This is a genomic window from Halorhodospira abdelmalekii, from assembly GCF_016583625.1.
GTDB classification, from domain to species: domain Bacteria; phylum Pseudomonadota; class Gammaproteobacteria; order Nitrococcales; family Halorhodospiraceae; genus Halorhodospira; species Halorhodospira abdelmalekii.
On the sequence record NZ_NRRN01000111.1, the window covers coordinates 1 to 1,934 of the forward strand.

The window sequence follows — 1,934 nt, forward strand, 5'->3', positions numbered from 1 at the left end:
AGTTGGCTCATGGGAGCAGCTCGGGGCCGAGCTGCGTGACAAAGTCACAGACCTGGTTTCGTGACGCCTGTATCGACAAGGGTGAGCGCGCGCGAGCGCACCCCCTTGCGCCGCGCGCGCGCGCCTAAGGGGTAACCATGTGGCGGTAATTGATACGACTAGCGATGAGAGTCTCCCTACCGACCTCACCGGGGGCACCGGGGCGCGCATGGATGCGCGCGCCCGGCCTTCGTTCTCCCCATACAGGGACTTGGTATCTTTCCAGGCGAAGGGGCCAATGCCATCCGATCCATAGCGGCCAATGCGCGGCCCCTGTCCTGGACGATCCTCGGCGGTCCCATCCGCGCCCTCCATTCCACGCTTTTCCCATCCGATCCCCCACACCCCTACCGGCGGGGAGCGAAGCGAGCCGCCGCCGCCCCAGGGGGCGAAGCCTCCACCCCCTCCCTTTGCATGAGCGTAGGACAGTCCGGATGATTCATATGTGACACTTTAACCAAAGTGTTGCACCTTACGCGCAAGGTGTTACACTTAGGGCCAAGGTGTACCACCATAGAGGCAAGCGGCGATGGCAACCAAGAAACCAAGGATTGCGCTCACGCTGGAACCGGAGGTTTACCGGACCATTGAGAGGTTCGCCGAACTCTCGGGCCAGCCCAAATCCCGAGTAATCAGCGAGCTTATCGAGCAGATTCACGAGCCTCTGCAGCGGACGGTTGCGTTGCTCGATGCTGCGAACTCGGCACCCCAGCAGGTGCGCAAGGGGTTGCAAACCACTCTAGAGCAGATGGAGCGGGAGATGGTCGGCAACCAAGGCTCCGCGGCTGCGCAGATCGGCTGGGTTACGGAAAAGCTGATCGGAGGGACCGAGCCGGTAAGCGAAGCGGACGACCCCCCCCTAGTAACACGGGGGTCAGGTTTTTGGAGTCGCGGGGTTGAGCGGAGGTTCAGGGTCGAAGACTACGACAGTGGTGAGTCGTGGAAACAGGGACTTACGTGGTCCGGGGACGCTGCAACGAAGGCCCTCCAGCAAGCCAACCGGACGGAGCCGGGACGGCAATGGATACTCCGGGAGGTGGATGATGGTCAGTAGGTGGGACTGGTACCAAGCTACGCTGCCCGACCATCGGCCTCAGGCTGTGACAGGCGCTCTCCTCCGGGCATGGGAGTTGGCCGATGTCGTGCCCGGTCGGCCTAAGAACGGATACGAGCAGGGTGCCAATATCGCCCGGGGCGATCATGTGCTTGCTTCGGTCTGGTGGGGTAACAATCCGGGCGTGCATGTCATCGGTACGGGTGAGGATGCGCCAACGGTGGCCGCCGTGCTCCAGGACCTGGGCGGGCATCGAGTGACGCGGGCCGACTCCTGTGTTGACTGGGTGCAGTCCGGTCTATTCGATCGCATCGCCTATCAGTTGGCCGACTACGCGGCCACCCACGGGATCACGATCAATCAGCAAGGGGACTGGGTGCGCGGCGAAGGTCGGACCCTATACCTCGGCGCTCGTTCCAGTCCGGTGCAGCTCGTTGTTTATGAAAAGGGCTACGAATCCGGAGGGGATACGAACTGGGTGCGCGCTGAGGTCCGTATCAGGCCACTCAAGGCGCATCGTGAACGGGTAGGGCACTGGTGCCCTAGTGATGCGTGGCGCGCCTCACGCTGGCTCTGTGGCGCGCTGGAAGTTATCGGATGGGACCGACTGGAGCCGGAGAGCATCGGGACGGTCTGGCGCCCCAGTGATACCGAACGGGCTCGGCGGGCATTGATCCAGCAATACGGGCGAATCTTGGCAAGCTGGGCGGACGAAGTTGGCTCATGGGAGCAGCTCGGGGCCGAGCTGCGTGACAAAGTCACAGACCTGGTTTCGTGACGCCTGTATCGACAAGGGTGAGCGCGCGCGAGCGCACCCCCTTGCGCCGCGCGCGCGCGCCTA

The 1,934-nt window shown here is 63.3% G+C and carries 2 protein-coding genes; both read left to right on the forward strand.

Annotated elements, in window-relative coordinates:
• Window positions 1-568: 568 nt before the first annotated feature.
• Entirely contained in the window at window positions 569-1,093 is a 525-nt protein-coding gene (locus tag CKO15_RS13585) for a hypothetical protein (protein WP_200197341.1), read from the forward strand.
• Window positions 1,080-1,871, forward strand: coding sequence for a replication initiation factor domain-containing protein (locus CKO15_RS13590; protein WP_200197343.1), 792 nt, complete (start codon window positions 1,080-1,082; stop codon window positions 1,869-1,871). The genes CKO15_RS13585 and CKO15_RS13590 overlap by 14 nt, the downstream gene beginning before the upstream one ends.
• Window positions 1,872-1,934 lie beyond the last annotated feature (63 nt).

Coding starts and splice junctions, on each gene's coding strand:
- CKO15_RS13585 (WP_200197341.1), top strand. CDS start 569: ATGGCAACCAAGAAACCAAGGATTGCGCTCACGCTGGAACCGGAGGTT.
- CKO15_RS13590 (WP_200197343.1), top strand. CDS start 1,080: ATGATGGTCAGTAGGTGGGACTGGTACCAAGCTACGCTGCCCGACCAT.